We start from the raw sequence: 24,893 nt of genomic DNA, 5'->3' as shown, positions 1-24,893 counted from the left end.
TTACTGGTTCAAAGCTGGCAAATCATTTAACGATAGACTCATTAACGCTTTCGCTGTTCAGTTTTCAAAGAGCATACTGTTCTTTTCTTTCGTCGTTAACGCTTGTGGCGCCGACCTTTTAAACTATATCAGATCTTCTTTTGAAAATCAAGGGTTATTTTTAGAAGTTCGAAGTTTTTTTCATTCTCTCTAAAATTCCCTTCAAAAGCGACAAGAGTTATCATACCAAGCCAGAAGCAAAAACGCAAGCATTATTACCTAGAATTTTATCCCATCCCCTGTTCATCCAGAACAGACAGCAATTCTCCCATAGAACGAATAACAATTCGCGGTTTGAAAAGCTCCGGAAGCTCTGACAATAAAGGATTCTTGCACTCTCTTCTCCACTTCTCCAAACAAAACAAACGCATTCTGTGATCATTTGCACGCAACTGCGGTTGGAGACTCAGCAATGCCTCTGGCAGTTTTCGTTCTATTAAAATAGAGGTTGCATGACTTCGATTCGCAAGTTGAATGTCATGATCCAAGCGATCTCCTACATGAGCAATTACTTCTCCCTGCAGTTTTTGCAAAATAACTGGGTCAGGCTTACCCGCACCAGCGCGTTCTGGTGTAATGATCTCATCAAAGTAATCAAGCAAGCCTAATGCCTCCATTACTGGCGCCTGAAACTTGTAAAAGCCATTTGTGACCACTGCTAACGAAAAGCCTCGCTTCTTTATCTCCTCGAGTATCTGGGGAATTCCATCCTCAAGCAAATTAACCTTGGGCATTACAGCGTGTTTCCGAACCAGCGATTCAATATCAATCTTTTTTTCTATACACAATGCATTGCATCTACTAACAAGGATATCATCCCAATCATACGCTTCTACGTAGCGTTCTTGGGACATACGCTGCTCATGCTCGGCTACCATTTCAGAAACAATGTCGTGCTCTCTTCCTAACTGACCGGAGATTACACGCGCAATCTCCGGAAATACCCACGCTCCAAACGGGTTTTGCATCAAGGTACCATCCAGATCAAAGCTAATCCAGCGTTTGCTCATTTTATCGCCCCCGACGTAGTCCTTCGATATATTATTGGAAGCAAATCATCGGCAATGATGAGGTAGTCAAACTGGCAAAAAGCATATTCCACACCGTAGCGTACTCCCCAAATAGTGTAAGCACGCCTAACGGAATGGTGCCAAATTCTTCACTTTTTACATTCGCAGCATTAAGCCAAGCACAAAAAAGAGACAGACGATTTGTCTGCCTCTCTTTGAAGAAAACGGCGAGCCGCTTTCTTACATCATGCCCATACCGCCCATGCCACCCATATCTGGCATGCCCATAGGAGCTTTGTTTTCTTCTGGTTTGTCAGCAATTACTGCTTCTGTAGTCAGGAACATAGCCGCTACAGATGCAGCGTTGGACAGTGCGGAGCGAGTAACTTTCGCCGCGTCAACGATACCAGCTTCGAGCATGTTTACATACTCTTCAGTTGCAGCATTGAAGCCGATGCCCACTGCTTCTTTTTTCAGACGCTCTACGATTACAGAACCTTCGAGTCCTGCGTTCGCAGCGATTTGACGAACTGGCTCTTCCAGGGAACGAAGTACGATTTGTACACCTACAGCCTCTTCGCCACCTACATTGATCGCTTCAACCGCTTTGATTGCGTTGATCAAAGTAGTACCACCACCAGGTACGATACCTTCTTCTACTGCTGCGCGAGTAGAGTTCAGAGCGTCCTCGATGCGGAGTTTTTTCTCTTTCAGTTCGGTTTCAGTAGCTGCACCGACTTTGATTACTGCTACACCGCCAGCCAATTTAGCCAGACGCTCTTGCAGTTTTTCGCGATCGAAATCGGAAGTAGTATCTTCGATTTGTTGACGGATTTGGGTTACGCGGCCCTCGATGGAAGCCTTGTCGCCAGCACCTTCAACAACAGTTGTGTTTTCTTTTGTAACCACGATTTTGCCAGCGCGGCCCAGTTGCTCCAGCTTAGTGGATTTCAGGTCCAGACCCAGCTCTTCCGTGATCACTTCGCCGCCAGTCAGAGCAGCGATGTCTTGCAGCATAGCTTTGCGGCGGTCGCCGAAGCCAGGAGCTTTAACCGCTACAGCTGTGAAGGTACCACGTAGTTTGTTCACTACGAGAGTAGCGAGCGCTTCGCCTTCAACATCTTCAGCGATGATCAGGAGTGGTTTGCCGCTTTGTACGACTTGCTCGAGTACAGGCAGAACTTCCTGGATGTTGGAGATTTTTTTGTCAGTGATCAGGATGTAAGGGTTGTTCAGAACCGCTTCCATCTTGTCAGTGTCAGTGATCATGTAAGGGGAAGCGTAGCCACGGTCAAATTGCATACCTTCTACTACTTCCAGCTCTGTTACGAATCCTTTGGATTCTTCAACAGTGATTACACCATCTTTGCCCACTTTTTCCATTGCTTCAGCGATCAGGTTACCTACTTCTGGATCGTCAGCGGAAATAGCAGCTACTTGCGCGATAGAGGATTTGTTCTCAACCGGCTTCGCGATGGATTTGATTTCTTCTACAGCTGCACGAACTGCTTTTTCCATACCACGACGGATAACCATTGGGTTAGCGCCAGCAGTTACGTTTTTCAGACCTTCACGGATCATAGCTGCAGCAAGTACAGTTGCAGTTGTTGTACCGTCACCAGCGATGTCGTTGGTTTTGGTAGCAACTTCTTTAACCAGTTGCGCACCCATGTTTTCGTAAGCATCTTCCAGCTCGATTTCTTTCGCGATAGTAACACCGTCGTTAGTGATCAACGGAGAACCGAATTTTTTCTCAAGAACCACGTTACGGCCTTTTGGACCGAGGGTTACTTTAACCGCATTTGCCAAAGTTTCAACACCGCGGAGCATGGAGCGGCGAGCGTCTTCCGAGAATTTGACTTGTTTAGCCATCTAAACTCAACCTCCTGTTATGTGTTTATTCGTTCGATTTCCTATGTCAAGAGCCTTAACCGATGATCGCGAGGATATCGGATTCGCGCAGCACGAGGTATTCTTTGTTGTCTACCTTTACTTCAGTACCAGCGTATTTGGAGAAGATTACTTTATCGCCTTCTTTTACTTCCAAAGCGATGCGCTCACCGTTGTCAGCAACACGGCCAGAACCTACTGCGATTACGCGGCCTTCTTGCGGTTTTTCCTTTGCAGAATCAGGCAAAACGATACCGCTTGCAGTCGTTTCGTCTTTGGAGATAGCTTCGATTACCACACGGTCACCCAATGGCTTAAGCACTAAAAACACCCTCCTCAAAAAATGTAGGTAAACAATATTTCTGTTGTTAGCACTCGACTGTTATGAGTGCTAACACCCAATTCCTATAATAATGAATCACTATGTACTTTGCAAGTAGTTTCCCTCACTTTTTTCCATATGCAACTGCTTGACTACTCTTCCTCCTAGCAAATTGCATTCTCTAGCAAAAAGGTTCTAGTATTCGGACACGCTCATATAAATGAAACATAGAATCAGGCAAGCTCGCCAAGGAGGGAATTGTTCCATGCACAAATGGCTCTGGATTGGCTTAATTGCCCTGGGAGTCTTAGGAATCAGCCGTCTCTTCACTTCGGATACTACTTCCTTTATACGGGTCAACCTTACCCCCGCCTCCATCTATTGGGATGGCCGTGAAATCGTCGCAAGCGAAAAACCCAGGTATAACACGGAGGAAGGCAAGGAAATACCAGCTTCTTTCGAATACGAAGGAACGCTATATGTACCTCTATCCATGATCAGTCGCCACTTGAATAAGCCTAACGGTTGGGATGAAACTTCCCAAACCGCGTGGGTTGGTCAATCTCCTGAACTCTCCATCGGACAGCCTAAAAAACAGACTACACCTGATGCAGTGCCTGCCTCTATAGCGCTTCCCCATAAACCTGCGACAACCAAACCACCTGCGGTACCCATTCGAGTGGAGAAGCCTAATACGATTTTTGACATAGGTCTCGGCATGTCTTCTGAGGAAGTACACAAACTGTTAGGTGAGCCTGCTCGCAGAGAGCCAAGCAGTCTCGGCTATCAATGGTGGGTGTACAATCGTGAGCCTTCCCGATACATTCAAGTCGGCATCGCAAATGACAAAGTCGTCGATGTGTACTCTCTCGCTCCGACAGCAAAGCTCGGAAACATCGGAGTTGGCACCAGCCAGCAATCACTGGAGCGACAGTTGGGTGTACAAAACATTGTTTCTTTCTCATTTCAGGGGGCACAAATCCAGATTACCAATCAAAAGCAACAACGCCCTCTCGTCATGAAAGACGGCACCCCCTACATTTACTATTTGGACAAGCAAAATGGCAACAAGGTTACCGCCGTACGTATAATGGATACGCAAATGCTATTACGCGGCAGTTTTTACGAAACGAAATGGACCTATCAAGGTCAGGCACCCAATTTTGATCCCCCTCCACTTCGTGTCGGAGAACGAGAGCAGGTCAATGCTGCATCCGAGCGGCAAATTCTCGATCTGGTCAATGTTTCCCGCTACCGATACAAGCTTCCGCCCCTGCAATGGAACGAAAAAGCTGCCGATGTGGCACGAAAACACAGCATGGACATGGAGGGCAACAACTTCTTTGACCACATCTCTGCGACTACCGGGAGTAATCCATTTGACCGCATGAAAAGTGCCTCTCTCGCTTACAGTATGGCCGGGGAGAATATTGCAGCAGGCTACACGGATGCGATCGAAGCCCATGAAAGCTGGATGAACAGTCCAGGCCATCGCAAAAACGTACTCGAAAAAGGCTTCACCCAGTTAGGAGTGGGCGTCTATACAGACTACTTCACCCAAACCTTCCTCACCCCCATGAAATAATCGAAAAGCCCGGTTTCGTCTCTTTTTATGGACGACCGGGCTTGTTTTTGCAAGAAGAAGCGCCGCTTTACGGCAATTTCACTTGCTCCCTCAGTTGGTCAACTTTTTCGGTAAACTCCACAACGACCGTTTCATATTCCTTCGTGTGCAAAATCAGCCACGGACGACGCTCCCCTTTTTTGGGCATGATGACAAACATCTCTGCAATCATCGCGTCAAGATTAGCGGATTTTAGCTTTATCGGCTTTGGGGGGACTAGCGGAATTTTTACGATCATGGCGGAATCCAACGATGGATTAAACTCCAAGACCCGTCCGCTCACACTTTGCAAAATCTGCTGGGCCTCTTCCTGAAAACCAGTTGTATTTTCAAAGCTGGCCACAACGCGCTGCTTGTCCGTATCAAACAGTTCGATAGGCTCCCCCAGCCCGGCAGCATTAGCCGTACTCCCAGAAAAGAGCAACGCCAAACATACGATCAGCCACATATTCAGCACCTCCCGGATCATAACCTCCGTAGTATTTCCTAATTTCTGCCGGAATAACAAAAAAGTCCTCTGCCACTCGGGACAGAAGACTTTTTCTCATACTCGTTATTGAACGGGTTCGTTTGTTTCCAAACTGCCGTACTCTTGTTCCCACGCTTCTTGTTCTTTCAATTGCTTGCGATAAACAACACGGGATAGCCAAATGCTCAGCTCGTACAGAAGCAGCAAAGGGATGATCACGAGAATATCGCTGACAATCTCAGGAGGCGTCAAGGTAATCCCGACTACTGCCAGTGCAAAGTAAGCGTAGCGCCGTGCCTTTGCCAGCCTCATTGGATTGAGGATACGCAGTCTCGTCAGGAACATGACGATAATCGGCAACTGGAACAGTATCCCGAACGGAATGACCATATTAAACATGAACCCAAAGTATTGCGCGATTCCGTAGTTCGGGTCTGCGCCCATCGATGCTGTAATACTGGTCATAAACTGCATGACCATCGGGAAAACGACGTAGTAGCCAAACAGGATACCAACGATAAACAGAAAACAAGCTGCTGGGATGAAGTAAAGCGTCCCGCGCTTTTCCTGTACTTCCATCCCTGGCGAAACAAAACGCCAAACGTGATAAAGTGCTACAGGCAGTGTGATGACAGCGCCCACAAGGAAGGCAACCTGCATGTAAACACGAAGTGCGTCTGACGGATGCAATGAGACAATGGGCACGCCATCCGCAATCGGTTCTTGCTTTAAATAATCCACGAGTGGACCGGCGAGGAAAAAACCGACGACCAATGCGACAATAAACACGGCCAGCACCCATATGATGCGCTTGCGCAGTTCCGTCAGGTGCTCTACCACTGTCATTTCCTGATCCTTCATGGTAACCACCAACCTTACCTGTTACGCGTTCTTCTGCTCTTTTTCCATTTGCAGGCGCTCTAGCTCCAGCTTTTCGCGGATTTCTTTTTCCAAGCGCTCGCGTTCCATTTTTTCACGAACCTCGCGTTCAATTCGCTCCCGATCCGCCGCTTCCTTATCAGCGACAACCGGTGTTGTTTTGACAGACGCTTCTTTGGAGGCGAGCTCCTTGCGCTTTTTCTCCTCATCGTCGTCTTCATCGTCGCTTGTCAGACTACGCGTAGCATTTTTGAATTCTTTCAAAGTATGACCTACCGCACGCCCCAGTTCTGGAAGCTTTTTCGGACCGAAAAGCACCAAGGCTAAAACTAAAATTAAGATTAATCCAGGAATCCCGATTGAGCTCATACGTGTTCACTCCTTTTTCTAGTGAAGTCGTTTGCTTTTGTTATTTGCCAGTCTAACCAGCTAGCACTTTCGTAAACCACCATATCCGAGTCTTGTCATATCAGAGGCAACAATTCGCTCCCCAGCCAAAATCCGCGGCAAAAACACATCAAAGGAAGTAAACGTTTCATGCATGACCGCTCCCGGCAATCCGAGAATCGGTACATCGCCTTTGTAAGCAACCATTAGCATGGAGCCCGGTAGCATCGGCGTACCGTAGCGCACTACTTCCGCTCCTACTCCTGCAATCGCTCCTGGCGTGCGGTCGTCTGGATCGACAGACATCCCCCCCGTGACCAAGATTAGATCGACCCCTTCATCGAGGAACGAGTGAATCTGCTGTTCGATCGCTTCCTTGTCATCTGGCGCAAAACGCTGGTCTACGACCGTAGAACCGAGAGCTTCCACCTTGTTTCGAATGACAGGACCGAACTTGTCTGCAATCCTGCCAGAGAATACTTCTCCCCCTGTTGTAACAAGCCCCACTCTTTTATCCTGAAACGTTTTTACTTGTACAATCGGTTCGTCAAACTGTTTGGCCAGTTGCTCCAGCTCGATGATTCGAGACTCTTCCATAATTAACGGGATGATTCGTGTAGCCGCCAATGTATGGCCCGGATGGACGACCTGATCACCGTAAATCGTGGAGAACGCAATTCCTTCGAGCTTGTTCAACGCATGGACAGCTTCCTCGTTGATTTTGGCTAACCCTGTTCTCGCGGCCTTCATCGACACCTTGCCCTCATAAGGAGGCGTCAAGGTCAAGCCTTGTCCGGAAACGGCCTTCGCGATACGAATGCCCGCTTCTTCTTCATGGATGTAGCCTTCTGGCATCTCCAGCACGTAAATATGCTCTTTGCCAATGGACAACAACGGCTCAATATCCGCCTCGGTGACAACATGCCCTTTTTTGAACAAGCGTCCTTTAAATTCTCCAGGCAAAATTTGCGTCATATCGTGAGGAAGCATCATTCCGATCGCTTCACGCACTGGCACTTCCCGCATCTGAGGTTTTTCTACCAATGCAATCCTCCCCAATCTTCGTTTGCTTCTCCCGTTCCTTGCAAAATGTGCAAAGCGTCGGACAGCATATCGCCAATCGCATTGAAACAGATTTCTACGCCTTTCGGATTACCAGGGAGGTTGATAATCAACGAATTCCCCCTCGTTCCCGCAACTGCACGGGTCAGCATCGCTCGACGGGATTGCTGCAAACCAGCACGGCGCATTTCTTCGGCCAAGCCTGGGACTGGTCTGTCAATGACCCATGCTGTCACTTCTGGCGTAACGTCACGCGGGCTAAGTCCCGTACCCCCGGTAACAATCAACAGATCGCATTTTTCACGGTCTACGAGCTCAATCATATGTTCTTGCAAATCTTCCATATCATCACTAACGGCACGGTATACAGCGACATCTACTTGAAGCCATTCCCTTGTCAGATGACGAACGATTGGCATACGATCGTCCACACGATCTCCTCTGGCAATCGAATCACTTGCAGAAATAACGCCTACCTTCCATTTGCTCACGATACATTCCTCCGGTTTCTCATTCGATAGTATTGTACACTTTTCTGTCAAAAACGTCTCGTCGTTTTTCCTTGGCGGATAGTACCATTCGCGGCTGGAGAAGGCATGAAAAAGCTGCTGACACAAAACATTCAAAAATGCAGAAGACCTTTTTCGGTGACAACTGCATCTAGCAAAACATCATGAGGCTCTAGCGGCACATGCTCCACAATCTGAATAGAGAAGCCGACTCCAACCAAGAACGGGAGCTTTTTCAGCGTTGCCAGAAAGCGATCATAATAACCACCGCCATACCCCATTCGTCCGCCCTTGCTGTCAAAAGCAACACCAGGAACAACGATCGCATCCAAATGTGATACGTCCGCTTCCTCTGCCAGGGCAGGGTCCGGCTCCCAAATCCCGTAGACGCCTTGCTTTAGCATGTGTGATCCTGTATACCGATACGGAATGAGACGTCTCTCGGCAACATTGGTGAACGGTAGCCATATGTCTTGGCCTCGCTTTTTTGCCTCATGTAGAAAGGGCAGAATATCCAGTTCATCGCCAAAAGGATGGAAAGCCATGATTGCTTTGGCATCAGCCAGCCTTTCATGAGACAGCAGGTGATCGCATACTTCCCTGGAAAGCTGCTCCCGTTCCTTTGCAGACATGGACTTGCGTCTCTCCAAAATATGGCTTCGCAGCTGTTTTTTATTCGTTTTTTGGTCCATGACAACCTCTTCCCTCTTTCGTAACGTGCTTGGGACATTCCCGCGAGGCTTGTCCCATGCGCTCTCTCTAGGCTACACTGGCATTAGTATATAAAGAGGTGAATCCGATGATTTTGCTACAAGCTGAACATATAGAAAAAACGTATGGTATCGAAACCATTCTACAAGACATCTCCCTGCAAATTCAAACCGGGGAACGGGTTGGTCTGGTTGGCGTAAACGGTGCAGGAAAATCGACTCTGATGAAGATCCTCGCCGGCGAGCTAAGCTACGACAAAGGAATTATCCGTATTCCAAAGGATGTTACTCTCGGGTATTTGGCACAAAACAGCGGCCTTGAATCGGAACGATCGATTTGGGATGAGCTGTTGAGCGTTTTTTCCCATCTGCAAAAAGAAGAGCTGGAACTTCGTGAGCTCGAGGCCAAAATGGGTGATCCGGCTATTCTCGCTGATGAGAAGCGTTACCAGCAACTGTTGGAAAATTACTCTCACCGCTCGGAAGCCTTTAAGGAAAAAGGCGGCTACAGCTACGAGGGTGCGATTCGTGGGGTTTTGCACGGTCTGCGCTTCGCGGACTTCGATTACACGACACCGATCCGCACATTGAGTGGCGGACAAAAGACTCGTCTGGCACTAGCCAAGCTGCTGCTCCAATCTCCTACCATTCTTCTGCTCGATGAGCCGACGAACTACCTGGACATCGAGACACTGACTTGGCTGGAGACGTATTTGCAAAACTACCAGGGCGCCATTCTCGTCGTTTCCCATGACCGTTACTTCCTGGACAAGCTCGTGACCGTTGTCTATGAAATCGAGCGGACACGCGCTACCCGCTATGTCGGTAACTACAGCCGCTTTCTCGATGAAAAGGCGGCTCGGCTCGAACAGGATTTGAAGCGATTCGAAAAGCAGCAGGAAGAGATCGCCAAGCTGGAGGATTTCATCGCGCGAAACATCGCCCGGGCTACGACGACCAAACGAGCGCAGAGCCGGCGCAAGACGTTGGAAAAGATGGACCGCATGGACAAGCCGATTATGAACAACAAATCCGTCCACTTCTCCTTTGATGTGGCAAAAATGAGCGGCACCATTGTGATGAAAGCAAACAACGTCGCGATTGGCTACCCGGATGCTGTTCTTTCTCAGGGTCTTACGTTTGAAATCGAGCGCGAGGAGCGTGTGGCCTTGGTCGGTCCCAATGGTATCGGGAAATCGACACTGTTAAAAACGATTGTAGAACAGTTGCCTAAGCTGCGCGGCGATATTCATTTCGGGAGCAATGTAACGATCGGGTACTACGACCAGGAGCATCGTAACCTGAACGAACGGAATACAGTACTCGGCGAAATTTGGGATGAATACCCGAACATGCTGGAAAAGGACGTCCGCACCTTGCTCGGCAACTTCTTGTTTAGCGGAGATGATGTACAAAAGAAGATCAGCGACCTGTCTGGAGGAGAACGTGCACGCGTCTCTCTGGCAAAGCTCATGCTGAAGCAAGCAAACTTCCTGATCTTCGACGAGCCGACGAACCACTTGGATATTTTCAGTAAGGAAGTGCTCGAGAATGCCCTCTATGATTATCCAGGTACGATCCTGTTCGTCTCCCATGACCGTTATTTCTTAAACAAGATTGCCACCCGCGTCCTAGAGCTAACAGGTGATGGCGTGACCAGCTATTTGGGTAACTACGATTACTTCGTGGAGAAAAAGCAGGAACTGGAGGAGCTCGCAGCCGAACAAGCAGCGCAGCCCGTAAAAAAACAAGGCGGTACCGTAGCGGCACAGCCTGAGAAATCCTCTTATGAGCTAGATAAGGAAGCGAAACGTCGCGAACGTCAACGTCAGCGCCGTTTGGAAGAGATTGAGGTCACAATTCAAAAACGAGAGGCTGACATTGTCAAATGGGAAGAAGAGCTCTGTCTCCCGGAAATTTATAGTGATCATGTGCAGGCAAAAGAACGCAACGATCAAATCCATGCTGCCAAAGAAGAACTGGAGCAGTTGTATGACGAGTGGAGCGCGCTATCAGAAGAGTAATCCCATCTTCACGTCGAACAGCGCTCCTGCACAGGCTCCTCTAAGGCAGCATAGAGAGCAGGAACCACTAGAAAGGTAATGCAGGTAGCTGCTGTGACGATGCCCGAGTCATTGAGTATCAGCCCAGCCAGTGCACCGACAATGACACCCGCAAAGCCTTTGACCAAGTATGGTGTGTCCTTCGCCAGATGGTGCAAAAAGCAGTCGTTTTTCAAAGCGAGAACGCCTAGTGCAATCAGGGAGACGACAAATGCTTTGCTCCAAATGGAAACGCGAATCAAGCGGAGATTCATCGCCAGCTTGCGTTCAATCATCTGCCCTACCTCGGACCATTCCCCTTGTACAATCTGCTGAGAAAGCCGTCCGACATGGGTCAAGGGCTGATCTGACATGAGACTGATCGCCATCAAACTGCATACACCCATAACCAGGCCGCCTGCCAACAGCAGGAGGCCTTTTTTGCCGATTCGCCAGCCCTCAAGGCGTGACAATGCCACGGTAAATCCGATCATTCCCGCAAGAAAACCGCCTGCGTCCGTTCCCAGGCTAGGTGCCACCATATAATAAAGCACGATACTGTACATTGCTACAGAGACAGCAAGTAACCATTTATTTTCCCGACCTAGCTCCTTTTGTCCCCCACGCATTCTCTCGTACAGCGAAGCCACCAGCATGATCGTACTGCCAATCAGGACCCCTTCGTATTCATTTCCTAGCCCGTAAAACCTCGCTCCGATTACCGGATCATACCCGAGGTACGATTGCCGCATCAAATGAGCGCCAGTCCATCCGTCCACCAGCAGAATGGCTGTCGTCACTCCGCTGACTGTCATCACGATTCGCGGGAGAGCATGGGCTTCCTGCCAAAAAGCCGCGATCAGGGCAGTCATGATGAGTCCCCCTAAGACAACCGCGCCAGAAACTTGCCAGTCGAGCAGGCTCTCCGCCAAAAGTAATGCGGGAAACCATAATAAAGCCAGCAGCGCAAGTCGTATTCCTCTACGCAGCCGCAAAAATCCTGACCCTTCTCTCTTCCGCCCAAACCACCAAAGAACAACCGCACACCCTACAATGACAATCTGCAGCATGACGAAGGTATAGAGCACTGCTGGCCGTGTCGCATACGTATGATGAATCTCGCCTACCTGATTCTGAAGGGCAGTAAGACCATTGCCTTTTTCGACACGTATGACATGACCAGCCAACCCTTTGGGTACGGGTACGTCCAGCCAGGACAGTATTGTTGGTACCATATCCAGTCCACTGACTAATCCCGACTGCCTGGTGGTAGCTGATGTCAAAACTCCACTCGCTTCCTCTCCCCAAATGAGCACCGGAGTAAGGAGAGCCTTTTCTTTTGCCGCCACATGATTGACTGCTGGTGATGCCAATACAATGCGTTGATGTGGTTTACGTTCCACAAGGAGTTGGTCAAGGAAAAGGGACAAATCACGCAAAACACGGTGATACTGCCGGGTAAACTGACCTGGGTCCATTTCCGCACTCAACTGATATAACCGGGACAAATCTGAGAGTTGAGCAATGATCAAGCCCGCTTGACGCTCGCTGTGGATTTTCTCAACCAGGTAAGCGTAGTTTGTCTTGATTCCATACGGATAACCGCGAAGGAGCTCCATGCTTTTTGTAGAAATGTCCCCTGTCGGAACTCTTCCTTGCTGATCCATCGCAAACAGAACGGCATGTCTCAGGCGGATATCCTCATAGTCACCGTTTCCGTATAAAGCGACCTGAATGTTTTTTGCAGCAAGCACGGTTCCAAGAAGCCCGATTTGCGCAGAATACGGTTTCTCCCGATTATCTGCCAAGAGCCGGAAAATACCCGGAAAAATGATCGAGGAGTGCGCCACCTCCTGCGCCTGATCACCACCTAGCTCTTGCGCCCGTTCACCCGCTGTTTCCCTGGACGAGAGTACTTCATACGGATGATAGCCTGTCCCGCTCTTTTCGGAGTAAAGCGCTTGACCACCACTCCCCATGAGCAGGTAGCCGTTTGCGGCAGTACGCGATCCGGGTGTTCTTATGGACAGAGCTCCAGCTCCTGCATCATCTAACCATTTATCCACAGTAGATAACTTTTTGAGTTGCTCCAGATCATGAAATGACATCCCCTCCACAAACAGCATGATGACCTGTTGTTTTTCCTTTGCTACCAATGGTTTTCCTATATTTGTAGCTAGAAACAATATCAGGAACGACAAGAAAATCAGCGCGAGTTTCTTTCTCACGAGTCCCCCTCCTGTTGATAACTCGACTTTTTTATCCACATTTTCCACAGAATAATCCACAGAGTATAAGCGGTTTTCCCGGTCATTTTCTCGTGTTATCACCAGTATTCACAGGAGTATATGTGAACAATCCAGAAAGTTATCCTATGATGTGGATAAATCGTAGGTAGAAGGACGAAAAACAACTGAACCTTTTTGCCTCTGTTAGCGAATATAAGGGTGTAATACGTTCTGGAGGGGCCCCCATGAATGATAAAGAGTTACTCCCTTGGCTGGAAAAAATGCTGACGGGAGACGAAGCAGCTTTTCGCGTCGTTTATCAAGCCACGCACACCGATGTTCATCGTACGATCTCTTTTCTTGTCTACAATAAGCAAGACATCGAAGACATCACGAACGAGACCTATATTCGTATGTGGCGCTCTTTTCACACTTATGATCAGAGTCGGCCATTTCGATTTTGGCTTCACGGGATCACCGTTCGTCAGGTGCAGGACTGGAAAAGGAAGGCTTGGCGAAGAATACGGCTCTTTGAACGAAACCGCCTTATGTACGAAGCGCAATTTGATTGGGCAGATTCCGCAGTGATCCAATCAGAGACACAGCTCGAATTGCTCAGAGTCGTTCGTACACTTTCGTACAAGCTACGCGTAGTGGTCATTCTGCGCTATTTTCACGATTATGCTCTGGATGAAATCGCCGAGTTGCTGCAAATCCCGCTGGGTACCGTGAAATCCAGGCATCATCTGGCACTGAAGGCGCTACGCAAGCATTGCGAATTCACAGGAGGAGACTCTTATGTCCATAGACAAACAACTACGCGATGAGCTTCTTCAATATGCTGAATCGTTGAAAACCCCACCCGAGATCGAGAGTCGTGTGTACCTCTCCTATCAAAATGACTTCTTGCAAAAGAGAGGAAGATTATCCATGAAAAAACGTTTGATAAGTGGAATCATAGCAGTGGCTATCCTGATCCCAACAGCGGCCCTGGCGACACCTTATTTAGCTGATCAAATCTTCGGGTCATCGCAAACCATCATCGAGCGTGGTGGAACACAGGAGGATTATCAGGAAATCGAGAAATTCTTTCAGGAAGCAAAAAGTAAGCTGACTGAAGAAGAGTACGCGGAGTTTTCGGCGATCATGAAGCAACTCATGGATCTGAAAATAAAGATCACCGATGAAAACGGGGTGATGCACGAGGATCGGCTGACTGCTGAGGAACGAAAGCAGTTTGAAGAGATACTTCCCCAAAAAGCCGCGCCCTTTTTCGAAAAGGTGCGTGGCGGCAAGTAAAAAAGAAAGGGACTATCCGGCTTGGATAGTCCCTTCTTGCATTTACATCTATTGCTCAGAAAGCGACAGACTTGGCACGCCATTCAGATCGAGCCCTTCAAACTGTCCTTTTTCATATTTGATAAAGCCTGCTGCTGCAATCATCGCAGCGTTGTCTGTGCATAGTGAGAACGGTGGAATCACCAACGGAATTCCTTCTGCCTCACACCTCGCTTGCAGTCTCTCACGTAATCCACGATTGGCTGCAACGCCCCCAGCCAACAATACCTGCTTCGCTCCATGAGAACGAGCTGCCCGAATCGTCTTTTCTACGAGTACTTCTGTTACAGAGTCTTGGAAGCTCGCAGCCAAATTCGCCGGTTCGATCGTCTCTCCTCGCTGAGCAGCATTGTGCAAGGTATTGAGCACCGCTGACTTCAAGCCACTGAAGCTGAAATCGTAGGAGTCTGGCTCCAGCCATGAACGAGGGAGCGGTACATTTGCCTCCCCTTCATGTGCAAGGCGATCAATATGAGGTCCGCCTGGATACGGCATGTTCAGCGCTCGTGCTACCTTATCATACGCTTCCCCTGCAGCGTCATCTCGCGTTTCCCCCAAAATCTCGAACTGACCGTGCTCCTTCATCCAGACAAGCTCCGTATGCCCGCCCGATACGACGAGTGCGATCAGCGGAAACTCCATTTCTTGCACCAGACGATTCGCGTAAATATGACCCGCGATATGATGGACACCAATTAGCGGGATGCCTCTGGCCATGGAAATGGCTTTTGCTGCTGCCACGCCAACTAACAGGGCTCCGACAAGCCCAGGCCCGTACGTCACCGCAATTGCCTGGATGTCATCCAGCGTTTTCCCAGCCTCGGTCAGTGCCTCTTCGATGGTAAGCGTAATATTCTCTACATGTCTGCGAGAAGCCACCTCCGGCACGACCCCACCAAACCTTTTATGGATATCGGCTTGGGAAGCGATGACGTTCGACAACACCTCTCGACCATCACGGATGACAGCAGCCGATGTCTCGTCGCAGCTCGTTTCAATTCCTAAAATATAAGTAGGAGCACCTGATTCCCTATGTGCTTCGTATTTTTGCTGTATGCGCTTCTCGTAGCGCGACGTATACGTCTTGTTCATTACAATGTCACCCACATAATGATTGCGTCCTCATTGTTATCCGAATAATATCCCTTGCGCCGCCCATGCTCTTTAAAGCCGAGCTTGATATACATGTTTCGCGCGACTGTGTTCGAAGGTCGAACTTCCAGCGTCATGCTATGGGCACCCTGCATCTTGGCAACACCCATCATTTTGATCATCAGTGCCAATCCAACCTTTTTTCCTCGATATAGTGGATGGACAGCGATATTTGTAATATGTGCCTCATCGATCACGATCCACATGCCGCAATAAGCGATAACCCGATTTTGGTGAACGACGACTACATAGCGTGCATTTGGATTTCTCGTCAGCTCGTTGACAAATGCATCATGCGGCCATGGAGTTGTAAAAGCCAAGCGCTCCAGCTCTGCCACAGCCCCAACGTCCTGCATCGTCATATAACGATATTCCAAATCGATTGGTTGACTCATGCTTTTACTCCTTTACGGCCCCCGCCTGCTTTTGGGCAAGCCACTTCGCTTCTGCTTCTGCCAGTTGCAAATACTCCGGAACCAGTTCATGCGCATTTGTGCCGTCTTGTAGCTTGCGCAGTGCCACATAGCCGATATGGGCAGCACGCGGGTGATTGAACGCTGGAGAAGCAAATTTCGCCTGATTCCCGAGCTCTTGCACAATCGTCTCCCGATACAGCCTTACATCTTCACCCAAGAACAAGATCGGCTCTCCTTGCGCCAGGTCTCGCAACAGTGGCAGCCATTCTCGCAACAGGATGATTTGTTCTGTGGACTGCGCTCGTACCGCCTCCATGCCATCGGAACGATAACAGCCGGTATACACTTGACCTCTGCGCGCATCGAACAGCGGTACAATCAATCCAGAGAAGCCTGTTGCATTCATGGCGATTACCTCCAGACTGGATACACCGATGACTGGCACATTCAGTGACCAAGCCATGCTTTTCGCAGAGGCAACGCCGATTCTTACACCTGTATAGGAGCCCGGTCCATTTGCCACCCCGAAACCACTGAGATCCTCTGGCGCTGTTCCTGTTGCATCGAGCAGTTCACTGACACAGTCCATCAGACGCACGGAATGGTTTTTTTGCTGGTTCGTCGTCATTTCTGCCAAGACCCGCTCTTCCTCTACCACAGCTACACTTAGCACCAGATTCGATGTATCAATCGCCAGTACGCGCATCAAAATCAAACTCCTCACACAATTTCACATAACGATTCCCTTGAGGAACCAGCTCGATCATCCGCTGTTCCTCCCCTTCTCTACGCAGGAAGACGGTCATCCGATGTGTCGGCAGGACATCCTCGATCAAAGAGGCCCACTCTACGACACAGACACCTTCTCCAAAAAAGTAATCGTCCAGACCAAGAGAGTCTGGATCATCGCCTACCCGGTAGACATCCATATGATAAAGCGGCAAGCGCCCCTGATATTCTTTTATGATAGTAAAGGTCGGACTGTTCACTACTTGTCGGACTCCTAGTCCTTTGGCCAACCCCTGGGTAAAAGTCGTCTTGCCCGCTCCCAGATCACCCTCCATCGCGAGGAAGTCACCTGGTTCAAGCAGACCTGCCAGTTGCTCGGCAAAGCGCTGCGTCTCCTGCGCTCCCGTGAGCCTCCATGTATAGCTCATCTCTTTCATCCACTCCTAAAATGGTTGAATCCCGCTTTGGGTAACGGGAGCTGTTGATCATCGCGCTGAAGCATCAATTCTGGCTCATGCGTTTTTCCTACCACCTCACCGATGACAGTAAACGGTACACCACTAGCGGCAAATTGCTTGCTTACGGCTTCATAGTGACTTTTCGCAAGCGTTCCGACCAATTGATAATCTTCACCGCCATAAAAAGCCCATTCCAGCGGATCTTTCTCTACGTGCCGTGCATACTCCCGAACTTCGTCATGGATCGGTACCATTGCAGCATCGACCAAAATCGATACGCCGCTCGCCTCGGCAATCTCCCACAGCTCTGACGCCAGCCCATCACTTACATCATTTAGCGCACTGCATGCCCCTGATTCCAAGAGCAGTCTGCCCGCCTTTATTTGGGCAACGGGACGCTGATGGGCATTCATCAATGTCTCCCAAGGTAAAGAGACACCTCTTTCAGCAGTCTCTCCTTGCAGGAGAAGATGTAGTCCTGCTGCAGAAGTTCCGACATGCCCTGTAACAAAAACAAGCTGCCCAGGCTTTGCTTGTGAACGACGAATGGCACGCCCTTTTTCCACCTCACCCAAAACGGTAACACTCAGGTGTAGGGCATCAGGCGCAGAAACAGTATCGCCACCAATGACACGAACTCCATATGCCAGACAAGCCTCGTAAATACCTTCATAGATTTGCTGGCATTCGTCAGGCGTCCATTGCGGACTTACCGCGATACTGACAAGCGCGTACCGGGCAACCCCGCCCATCGCTGCAACGTCGCTCACATTGCTGATAACAGCCTTATATCCGATATCACTAGGATTCATCGTTTTCTTCAAAAAATGAACCGTCTCCACCATCGCATCGCAACAGGCCACGACTTCCATTTCTGGTGCTGGGGAGAAGACAGCGGCATCATCCCCTATCCCGACGGTTAAACCGTTCCCTTCCTGCCCCGCAGAACGACTTGTCCATTGCCGGATCAGGGAAAATTCGTCGTGTGCCACTTCAAACGCTCCTTTTCCTTCGCGGAAAACATTTTTCGTCTGTTCATTATACCCCTGCTGTCAAAAGACGCGCAAGAAAGCCAACCGCCTCTGATTCTTTACGTCGTTAGCTCGTGCAGCAGCAGCTTTCCTTTGCAGCGTCCGCAACGATAACGGCTCGGGTTCATCTTTCGTTTGCGTTTGTAGCTCATGCCACATGCCTTGCATACCAGCTCGTATCGATATGGCAGGGTTGTCCGACCGTTTCCTACCTGTTGGCAGTATCGACTTCCCCCCACCTGACGCAGAAGCAGTTGAAAATCCAGATCAGCGTGACGATACCCGCGCTTTTCTATGTGCAAATGATAATGGCAAAGCTCATGCTTGATGATCGCAATCAATTCCTCCACACCATGCTCCTGCAAATGCTTCGGATTCAATTCAATGTCATGCGAGCGCAGCAAGTACCTGCCGCCAGTGGTGCGCAATCTGCTGTTAAAGCGGGCCTGATGGCGAAAGGGCTTGGCAAAAAATTCGCTGGATATCTGCTCTACCAGCATTTGCAGTTCCGAATCGGTCATCTCATCTCCTCCGCTTCCTTCTTTTCACCATAGCAGTTCCAGTTGAAAAGTGCCAGACAGATAGGCTACACTATGTGCAAATAAATGGTTGTGACCGTTTAAACGATAGACAGAATGGTGGAGGAGCTCATGCGCTATTTGTTATTGCAGTCCAGTGACGGACTACAGTTTGTCTCGTTGCCCGAAACGCATATGTATCAATTAATCGCTCTATTGAAACGACTTTACAAGGAAATTGACAAATTGACGATCACAGAGCGCCCAGAATTGCCTACGGTTCTGGCAGACTGTGCGGATGTGGAACGGTTAGGAAACGAGCTTTCGATCGTGGATGGTCTGGAGTACGTCAGTGGTCTGGAGCGCCGCTTCGCTGCCCTACAAGAGACAGAGTATCCACTCATCTCTTTATTGACAGAGATTCGTGCCCTGCAAGCCCAATTGGAATATTTGCACGAAGAAGAAGAGTAAATGAAAATTGTAGGCACCTCCTGCTCGTCTCGGCGCATACATTGCCTATAGACGAATCTCTCCAGGAGGTACTTTCATGCCACAATGGATGCGCAGGCAGTTGCAACGTGCCTTTAATGGAAAGGACGTTCGCCAAATTCGTGTGCTCAACAGTTGCTGGTTCTTATATTTAGAAAAAAATGGCGGCCGCCCTGACTGACAGGAGGCCGCCTTTTAGTTCATTCTTATCCTTCCGTTGGCGCGATCATGGTCATCCCTACACGCTGACGTTTCTCGTCAATTTCTACTACCCATACATCTACGATATCGCCAACAGTCACCACTTCAAGTGGATGTTTCACAAAGCCCTTCTTCAAACGGGAAATGTGCACGAGACCGTCGTTTTTCAGACCAATATCCACAAACGCTCCGAAGTCGACCACGTTGCGCACAGTCCCTTGCAGCTTCATGCCCACACTCAGATCAGACAACTGGAGGACATCACTTCGCAAGAGTGGTTTTGGCAGCTCGTCACGCGGGTCGCGACCAGGACGCAAGAGGCTGTCCACAATGTCTTGCAGCGTAGGCTCACCAATCCCGAGCTTCGCAGCGGTCTCTTTTACATCCAAAGACTGCACGCGTTCCTTGCAGTTCTCACTGCCGATCTCCTGAGCGCTAATGCCCAGCATCGACAATAACTGGTGTGTCGCATCGTACGATTCCGGGTGAATCGGTGTTTTGTCCAGTGGATTCGCTCCATCCATCACACGGAGAAACCCGATGCACTGCTCATACGTTTTGGCACCCAAGCGCGGAACTGCCTTCAGTTGGGAGCGTTCCGTGAACTTCCCGATCTCGTCCCGTTTTTTCACGATATTCCCTGCTACTTGACGGCTGATCCCTGATACATACTGCAATAGAGAAGGGGAAGCGGTATTCACATCTACTCCGACATGGTTTACGGCAGACTCAACCACAAACTGTAGGCTGTCTGCCAGCCTCGATTGTGAAACATCGTGCTGGTACTGACCGACCCCGACGGACTTCGGATCGATTTTGACCAACTCAGCGAGCGGGTCCTGCAAGCGACGTGCAATAGAGGCCGCACTTCGCTCTGCTACATCCAGGTCCGGGAATTCTTCCTTGGCCAGGGTAGATGCGGAATACACGGATGCACCTGCCTCGTTCACGATGATGTACATTACCTCTCGCTTCAGCTCTTTCAGTAGCGTGGCAATGAACTGTTCTGTCTCCCGCGAAGCTGTACCGTTCCCAATCGCAACAACCGTAACTCCATAGGTTTCGATCAACTGCTTCACTTTCACTGTAGCTTCAGCCACTTTATTGGCCGGAGGGGTCGGATAAACGACGGCAACCTCCAGCAGTTTGCCGGTTTCGTCTACAACGGCGAGCTTGCAGCCTGTTCGAAACGCCGGATCAACCCCAAGTACGACTTTTCCTTTTACAGGCGGTTGAAGCAGCAAATTGCGCAGGTTTTCTGCAAAGATGTGAATAGCACGTTCCTCGGCTGCCTCTGTCAGCTCAGCGCGCACCTCTCGTTCAATAGAAGGGGCTATCAGACGTTTATACGCGTCCTCGACTGTCAATGTTAGCAGATCGCGGGCAACGGTATCACGAGGAAGTATGCGTTTTTGCATCCAAGCCAAAATCTCTGCGACAGGCGCTTCAATAGAAACCTTCAAAATACCTTCGTTCTCTCCCCGATTGATGGCCAGTACCCGATGTGGAACGACCTTTTTCAGAGGCTCACTATATGCGTAATACATTTGGTATACATTTTTCTCGTCTGCTTCTTCGGCTTTCTGCTCCGTCAGAAGCAATCCTTTTTGAACCGAGCGCTGGCGGACCCACTGGCGAATTTCTGGGTCATCAGACAGAATTTCCGCCACAATGTCCATTGCTCCTTGCAGAGCTTGCTCAGTCGTCTCTACGCCTTTTTCCGGGTTGATGTATAGTTTTGCTTCTTCTTCCGGATTCCCCGTTTTCGGTAAGCTCATGAGGTAGTTGGCAAGCGGCTCTAGTCCCTTCTCCTTGGCCATGGTTGCACGCGTGCGGCGTTTTTGGCGGTAAGGGCGGTACAGGTCCTCTACCTCTTGGAGCTTTGTCGCACGTTCAATTGCTGTGCGCAGCTCGTCCGTCAGCTTGCCTTGCTCATCGATGAGCCGAACGACTTCTTCCTTCCGCACTGACAGGTTGCGTAAATAGCGAACGCGTTCCTCAATCGCTCGAATTTGTGTTTCATCTAGCTGCCCCGTCATTTCTTTGCGGTAGCGGGCAATAAAAGGAACCGTGTTTCCTTCATCCAAAAGGGCAACCGTGCGCTCCACCTGGTGAGGTTTGACACCCGTATCTTGGGCGATTGTCTGGATCATCAACGTAAGCTCCATACCTGTCCTCCTGCGCTCATTCTTCGTCGTTTATTGTACCACATTTGCTAACAAGGACTGGAAAAAGGGAAGAAAAAAGAGGAGCCACTTGGCCCCTCTACGTCACGGTTTCTAGCTGTTCCACTTTCAATGCTTCTCTCAGCTTGCCCAACGCCCTGCGCTGAAGGCGGGAAATATGCATCTGCGACATCCCCATGATGTCCCCAGCTTGTTTCTGACTCAAATTTTGATAAAAAGTTAATTGAATGATTTCTTTTTCACGGTGATCCAAAATTTGCAGGGCCCGCTCCAGCATCAGATTCTGCTCGACTGCTCCGTACCCCTCTTCTGTCGTCCCCACTAGGTCGAGTAAAGAAATGGTGTTGCCATCCAGATCCGCTTCCAGCTCGCTGTCCATAGAGAGAGAATGATAGCTGCGCCCCATCTCCAAAGTTTCGAGAATTGCTTCCTCTGTAACGCCGAGGCTGTTGGCAATGTCCGCAATTTGGGGAGAACGCTGCAGCTTGATCGTGAGCTCGTCGACCACCCGTTTGATCTTCGGGCTCAGCTCCTTAACCCTGCGCGGAACATAGACACTCCATGTCTTGTCCCGAATATAACGCTTAATCTCCCCTACAATGGTCGGGATCGCAAAGCTCTCAAATGTCCGCTCAAAGCTAGGGTCGAACCGACGAAAGGAAGCAAGCAGGCCGATTAATCCGACTTGCACGAGGTCTTCATACATGACTTGTCCGCGAACAAACTTCTTCGCTAACGATTCCACAAGAGGAGTATAGGCCCTCACCAGTTGTTCCTGTATCGCAGGATCTTTTGTTTCACCATACAGGTGGATGAGCTCCTTCAACTCCTCTGGACTATATTTCTGCTTCCGAGATTGTCCAGTCATTGCCAGCCACCCCATCCTGCCGAACATACTTGGTCATGGAGACTACTACCCCTGATTCAGAGCGAGTCTCCACCTCATCCATAAGCGTGTGAATGAGATAGAGCCCGAGCCCACCCTCATCCAAATCCTCTATGCTTTTCCCTGCATAAATCGGCGTCAGTTGCTCAGCAATGAGCTCATTTGAAAATCCAACCCCCTGATCGCTTACCTCGATCACCAATCGATCTTCAAAAACGTGGCATTGGATATGAATGGAGCCAGGATTCTCTGTTTCCTTGTATGCATGTCTTACTACATTCGTGCATGCTTCTCCGACGGCAAGCTTGATATCCTCGATCTCGTCATAAGAAAAGCCCATACGGTTGGCTACACCGGATACAGTCAGACGAGCTACTCCCAAATACTCCGCCTTGCTTGGCAAAGTCAATTGAATCACGTCTGCCTCAGGTCTATTTGGACCCATTACTCGCTCTCTCCTTTGCGGATGGCAATATGATCGTATAAGCCAGTAATGCGAAATAGCCTTTCCACACGCGGAGACAATTTGTGCACCTCAAATGTACGATTTCGTTGGATGCACTCTTTCATAATCCCGATGAAAATTCCAATTCCGGTACTGTCCATGTATTCTACTGCTTCCAAATCAACCGTAATGCGATTGATATCCGGCTTGGTGACGAGTGACATGAGTGTTTCCTTTACTTTCGGTGCTGTAAAAGCATCAATATCTCCACCAAGGACCACTCGGTACTCAGTTTCAAGGCTCGTTGTCTTAATCAACAGGTCCATCTGCGTCTCCCCCCGTACGTTGCTTAGGTTCTTCGAAGTACAATCATGGTGTAATCATCCAGCAGGTCAAACTGGGAGAGCAGAAGCAGTCTATTGTACAGGCCGTTTGCCATCTTTTGGGCAGATTCGCCAACCTCTTTTTGCAAATGGTGTACAAGCTCTTCCCTTTGCAAATAATATCGGTTATTTTTGCATTCTGTTACACCATCCGTCAGAAGAATCAGAACATCATTTATTTCTAAATAAATCTCCTGAACCTCGTATTCACTGTTTGGGCGTAAACCGAGTGCATTCCCTCGCCCTTCGAGATCGTAAAACTTCCCTTCGGCTGACCTGTACAAAAATCCTGGCTCGTGTCCTGCCATCGCATAACGAAAGCAGTGTTCCTTCGAGTCGTAACTGCCAAACATCATCGTCACAAACATGCTCGGATCAATATTTCTTCCCACGATCCGGTTTAAATGGTGCAGCATTTCATCGGGACCCAGCTCCATTTGTCCAAGGCTGTCTATCGCATATTTCACCATCGACATACACATCGCAGCAGGCATTCCTTTTCCGGTAATGTCTGCAATGGCGACGCCGAAACGCCCTTCGGTTTGTTCAATGAAGTCGTAATAGTCACCCGAGATTTGTTTCGCGGCAACACTCACTACGCCAATCTCCAGCTCTGGATAGACTGGAACCTCACTTGGCAAAAGTGATTGCTGCATCGCTTTTGCCACGGCTATTTCTGATTCCATCTGCTGATGCCGATTGCGCCAGCTATTTACGGATCGATGCTCGTTCCCATATTCAATCATGACCTCTGTCAAAATGGAGAAGGAGGAGCGCACAAACTCAGGCACTTCCCCGAGCTGCTCAAGCGCTTGCGCATGCAAATCAGTAATTTCTTCTGGCGAAATATCTCGAGAAAGCATCCATTTGCCCAACTGCTGGGCTCCGTAGAGCTGGTCTTCCCCTTGAGCACTCAGGTAATCCCGAAGAATTTTTACATACTCTTCTTGGAAGCTCCGGGTTACCATTTATCTCATTCCTCCTTTGCTTGATCGCTCCACTTCACAACAACGACACGCGTCCCTTCACCAAGGGTACTGTGGATCTCAAATTCATCCATCATGCGCCTGACACCCGGCAATCCGGCCCCGAGGGCACCTGAAGTCGAATAGCCATCATCTAACGCCTGGCGAATATCAGGAATCCCTGGACCGCTGTCATTCGCTGTTATTTGCAAGCCGATCACTCCTCCGCGTTCAATCGGCGAAATCGTGATCGTCCCCGTACCCGCATACAAATAAATATTGCGAGCCAATTCAGAGATTGACGTGGCGATGCGGGACTGCGTGATCGTGCCAAAGCAAAACAACTTCGACATATTTCGCCCCACTTGCCGCGCCGTCACAATGTCTGATTCTTGTTCTATATTGATTGTCTCAGGAGAATAGTCTGCCACAACCAAAAAAACCCCTTCCGCCTCGCTTGGTAGGTAGAAATGAGTTTTTTCTCTACCTCGAAAAATAAATCATATTGTGTCACTTTTTGTCTTA

At 49.3% G+C, this 24,893-nt stretch carries 28 protein-coding genes; 6 read left to right on the top strand and 22 right to left on the bottom strand.

Annotation, left to right across the window (positions count from 1 at the left end):
- Window positions 1-266: 266 nt before the first annotated feature.
- From HP568_RS13145 to groES, 3 genes are all read right to left on the bottom strand, one after another.
- The gene (locus HP568_RS13145; RefSeq protein ID WP_173629289.1) at window positions 267-1,049 is read right to left on the bottom strand and encodes an HAD family hydrolase; all 783 of its coding nucleotides are present in this window, start codon (window positions 1,047-1,049) and stop codon (window positions 267-269) included.
- A gap of 240 nt (window positions 1,050-1,289) precedes the next feature.
- Window positions 1,290-2,921: a chaperonin GroEL gene (gene groL / locus HP568_RS13140; protein ID WP_017246591.1), complete on the bottom strand. Its 1,632-nt coding sequence runs from the start codon at window positions 2,919-2,921 to the stop codon at window positions 1,290-1,292.
- Between the two features lie 55 nt (window positions 2,922-2,976).
- Window positions 2,977-3,261: a co-chaperone GroES gene (gene groES / locus HP568_RS13135; RefSeq protein ID WP_007721023.1), complete on the bottom strand. Its 285-nt coding sequence runs from the start codon at window positions 3,259-3,261 to the stop codon at window positions 2,977-2,979.
- 265 nt (window positions 3,262-3,526) lie between these two features.
- On the opposite strand from groES, the gene HP568_RS13130 reads away from it, so the two are divergent.
- Window positions 3,527-4,846 carry a CAP domain-containing protein gene (locus HP568_RS13130; RefSeq protein WP_173629288.1) on the top strand — a complete coding sequence of 440 codons (1,320 nt, stop codon included), beginning with the start codon at window positions 3,527-3,529 and terminating at the stop codon, window positions 4,844-4,846.
- Between the two features lie 67 nt (window positions 4,847-4,913).
- Here HP568_RS13130 and HP568_RS13125 read toward each other — a convergent pair whose 3' ends face one another.
- The 6 genes from HP568_RS13125 to HP568_RS13100 form a co-directional block, all read right to left on the bottom strand.
- Window positions 4,914-5,333, bottom strand: coding sequence for a hypothetical protein (locus HP568_RS13125; protein WP_056488805.1), 420 nt, complete (start codon window positions 5,331-5,333; stop codon window positions 4,914-4,916).
- Between the two features lie 105 nt (window positions 5,334-5,438).
- A complete protein-coding gene (tatC, locus tag HP568_RS13120; RefSeq protein ID WP_173629287.1) occupies window positions 5,439-6,215 on the bottom strand; it encodes a twin-arginine translocase subunit TatC in 777 nt (258 codons plus the stop codon).
- Window positions 6,216-6,236: 21 nt separating this feature from the next.
- Window positions 6,237-6,602, bottom strand: coding sequence for a twin-arginine translocase TatA/TatE family subunit (tatA, locus tag HP568_RS13115; RefSeq protein WP_048036243.1), 366 nt, complete (start codon window positions 6,600-6,602; stop codon window positions 6,237-6,239).
- A gap of 60 nt (window positions 6,603-6,662) precedes the next feature.
- Window positions 6,663-7,664, bottom strand: coding sequence for a molybdopterin-binding protein (locus HP568_RS13110; protein ID WP_048036242.1), 1,002 nt, complete (start codon window positions 7,662-7,664; stop codon window positions 6,663-6,665).
- A complete protein-coding gene (locus tag HP568_RS13105; protein WP_048036241.1) occupies window positions 7,658-8,173 on the bottom strand; it encodes a MogA/MoaB family molybdenum cofactor biosynthesis protein in 516 nt (171 codons plus the stop codon). Before HP568_RS13105 ends, HP568_RS13110 begins: the two co-directional genes overlap by 7 nt.
- Before the next feature lie 131 nt (window positions 8,174-8,304).
- Window positions 8,305-8,883 carry a 5-formyltetrahydrofolate cyclo-ligase gene (locus HP568_RS13100; RefSeq protein WP_048036240.1) on the bottom strand — a complete coding sequence of 193 codons (579 nt, stop codon included), beginning with the start codon at window positions 8,881-8,883 and terminating at the stop codon, window positions 8,305-8,307.
- Window positions 8,884-8,990: 107 nt separating this feature from the next.
- On the opposite strand from HP568_RS13100, the gene abc-f reads away from it, so the two are divergent.
- Entirely contained in the window at window positions 8,991-10,925 is a 1,935-nt protein-coding gene (gene abc-f, locus HP568_RS13095) for a ribosomal protection-like ABC-F family protein (RefSeq protein WP_048036239.1), read from the top strand.
- An 8-nt stretch (window positions 10,926-10,933) separates the two neighbouring features.
- Here abc-f and HP568_RS13090 read toward each other — a convergent pair whose 3' ends face one another.
- Window positions 10,934-13,171: a hypothetical protein gene (locus HP568_RS13090; protein WP_173629286.1), complete on the bottom strand. Its 2,238-nt coding sequence runs from the start codon at window positions 13,169-13,171 to the stop codon at window positions 10,934-10,936.
- Between the two features lie 245 nt (window positions 13,172-13,416).
- Between HP568_RS13090 and HP568_RS13085 the strand changes: the two genes are divergently transcribed.
- Window positions 13,417-13,998, top strand: coding sequence for a sigma-70 family RNA polymerase sigma factor (locus HP568_RS13085; protein ID WP_173629285.1), 582 nt, complete (start codon window positions 13,417-13,419; stop codon window positions 13,996-13,998).
- Window positions 13,970-14,470: a DUF3600 domain-containing protein gene (locus HP568_RS13080; protein ID WP_173629284.1), complete on the top strand. Its 501-nt coding sequence runs from the start codon at window positions 13,970-13,972 to the stop codon at window positions 14,468-14,470. The genes HP568_RS13085 and HP568_RS13080 overlap by 29 nt, the downstream gene beginning before the upstream one ends.
- Before the next feature lie 48 nt (window positions 14,471-14,518).
- On the opposite strand, the gene tsaD is transcribed toward HP568_RS13080, so the two are convergent.
- The 6 genes from tsaD to HP568_RS13050 all read right to left on the bottom strand — a co-directional run bounded on the left by tsaD (window position 14,519) and on the right by HP568_RS13050 (window position 18,816).
- A complete protein-coding gene (tsaD, locus tag HP568_RS13075) occupies window positions 14,519-15,601 on the bottom strand; it encodes a tRNA (adenosine(37)-N6)-threonylcarbamoyltransferase complex transferase subunit TsaD (RefSeq protein ID WP_173629283.1) in 1,083 nt (360 codons plus the stop codon).
- Entirely contained in the window at window positions 15,601-16,056 is a 456-nt protein-coding gene (gene rimI, locus HP568_RS13070) for a ribosomal protein S18-alanine N-acetyltransferase (protein WP_047074036.1), read from the bottom strand. The genes tsaD and rimI overlap by 1 nt, the downstream gene beginning before the upstream one ends.
- Before the next feature lie 4 nt (window positions 16,057-16,060).
- A complete protein-coding gene (gene tsaB / locus HP568_RS13065) occupies window positions 16,061-16,783 on the bottom strand; it encodes a tRNA (adenosine(37)-N6)-threonylcarbamoyltransferase complex dimerization subunit type 1 TsaB (RefSeq protein ID WP_173629282.1) in 723 nt (240 codons plus the stop codon).
- Window positions 16,764-17,234: a tRNA (adenosine(37)-N6)-threonylcarbamoyltransferase complex ATPase subunit type 1 TsaE gene (gene tsaE / locus HP568_RS13060; protein WP_173629281.1), complete on the bottom strand. Its 471-nt coding sequence runs from the start codon at window positions 17,232-17,234 to the stop codon at window positions 16,764-16,766. Before tsaE ends, tsaB begins: the two co-directional genes overlap by 20 nt.
- A 5-nt stretch (window positions 17,235-17,239) precedes the next feature.
- Window positions 17,240-18,256, bottom strand: a complete 1,017-nt coding sequence (thiL, locus tag HP568_RS13055) for a thiamine-phosphate kinase (protein WP_048036233.1) — start codon at window positions 18,254-18,256, stop codon at window positions 17,240-17,242.
- 98 nt (window positions 18,257-18,354) lie between these two features.
- Window positions 18,355-18,816: a SprT family protein gene (locus tag HP568_RS13050; RefSeq protein ID WP_048036232.1), complete on the bottom strand. Its 462-nt coding sequence runs from the start codon at window positions 18,814-18,816 to the stop codon at window positions 18,355-18,357.
- A 129-nt stretch (window positions 18,817-18,945) separates the two neighbouring features.
- Between HP568_RS13050 and HP568_RS13045 the strand changes: the two genes are divergently transcribed.
- Window positions 18,946-19,284 (top strand): hypothetical protein, encoded by a 339-nt coding sequence (locus HP568_RS13045; protein ID WP_012684251.1) that lies wholly within the window; start codon window positions 18,946-18,948, stop codon window positions 19,282-19,284.
- A gap of 76 nt (window positions 19,285-19,360) precedes the next feature.
- A complete protein-coding gene (gene cmpA / locus HP568_RS13040) occupies window positions 19,361-19,483 on the top strand; it encodes a cortex morphogenetic protein CmpA (protein WP_012684250.1) in 123 nt (40 codons plus the stop codon).
- 25 nt (window positions 19,484-19,508) lie between these two features.
- Here cmpA and HP568_RS13035 read toward each other — a convergent pair whose 3' ends face one another.
- The 6 genes from HP568_RS13035 to HP568_RS13010 form a co-directional block, all read right to left on the bottom strand.
- Complete coding sequence (locus HP568_RS13035; RefSeq protein ID WP_048036231.1) at window positions 19,509-21,671, bottom strand: Tex family protein; 2,163 nt, start codon at window positions 21,669-21,671, stop codon at window positions 19,509-19,511.
- 97 nt (window positions 21,672-21,768) lie between these two features.
- Window positions 21,769-22,557, bottom strand: coding sequence for an RNA polymerase sigma factor SigB (gene sigB, locus HP568_RS13030; RefSeq protein ID WP_048036230.1), 789 nt, complete (start codon window positions 22,555-22,557; stop codon window positions 21,769-21,771).
- Window positions 22,526-23,020, bottom strand: coding sequence for an anti-sigma B factor RsbW (rsbW, locus tag HP568_RS13025; protein ID WP_048036229.1), 495 nt, complete (start codon window positions 23,018-23,020; stop codon window positions 22,526-22,528). The genes sigB and rsbW overlap by 32 nt, the downstream gene beginning before the upstream one ends.
- Window positions 23,020-23,346: an anti-sigma factor antagonist gene (locus HP568_RS13020; protein WP_048036228.1), complete on the bottom strand. Its 327-nt coding sequence runs from the start codon at window positions 23,344-23,346 to the stop codon at window positions 23,020-23,022. Before HP568_RS13020 ends, rsbW begins: the two co-directional genes overlap by 1 nt.
- Before the next feature lie 23 nt (window positions 23,347-23,369).
- Window positions 23,370-24,371, bottom strand: a complete 1,002-nt coding sequence (locus HP568_RS13015; RefSeq protein WP_048036227.1) for a PP2C family protein-serine/threonine phosphatase — start codon at window positions 24,369-24,371, stop codon at window positions 23,370-23,372.
- A 5-nt stretch (window positions 24,372-24,376) separates the two neighbouring features.
- A complete protein-coding gene (locus HP568_RS13010) occupies window positions 24,377-24,805 on the bottom strand; it encodes an anti-sigma regulatory factor (RefSeq protein WP_048036226.1) in 429 nt (142 codons plus the stop codon).
- Between the last annotated feature and the right edge of the window lie 88 nt (window positions 24,806-24,893).

It is taken from the genome of Brevibacillus sp. MS2.2 (assembly GCF_013284345.1).
Lineage (GTDB): Bacteria > Bacillota > Bacilli > Brevibacillales > Brevibacillaceae > Brevibacillus > Brevibacillus brevis_C.
The sequence above is the reverse complement of the archived record's forward strand: the minus strand, read 5'-3'. Positions and strand labels throughout refer to the sequence as shown.